The 436-nt window shown below is 34.6% G+C and carries 1 pseudogene; it reads right to left on the reverse strand.

Annotated features, from left to right (window positions below):
* Positions 1-436: pseudogene (locus tag FAY47_RS21000) on the reverse strand (endoglucanase); the annotation flags it as partial.

A 436-nucleotide genomic window follows, 5' to 3' on the forward strand; every position in this document is an offset into this window, starting at 1 on the left:
TTTCTGTTCCTGTTGTTGGTTTAGCTGATCCTGCTTTAGTATACTCATATTCTGATAAATTAATATCAGCTGTAACACTAGTAATTTTGTGAAGATAAGTTGTTTTCTCTGTTCCGTCTTTTGGCAAATAATCGTTAAGTAAAATTTGTGTATTAGTTCCAGTAAGACCCCAACTAACCTTCTCTGCAGCATATGCTTCTGAGTAATCTTTATTTAACTTAATTACAATATCATCATACCCATCTGCTTTAATTGTAACTGTACCTACATGGAATTTTAATGTGCTTTTATCTCCAGCAGCAAGGTTTCCATCTGAAATATTTATACCAAAGTTTGCAGTACTATTTGCCTTTGCAAGTGCACTAGTAGCAGCATCCCCTTTGAAATTTGTCACACCTTGGTATAAAAGACCAGCAGCATTTCCTATATCCATCCA

Source organism: Clostridium sp. HBUAS56017 (genome assembly GCF_007115085.1).
GTDB classification, from domain to species: domain Bacteria; phylum Bacillota; class Clostridia; order Clostridiales; family Clostridiaceae; genus Clostridium; species Clostridium cibarium.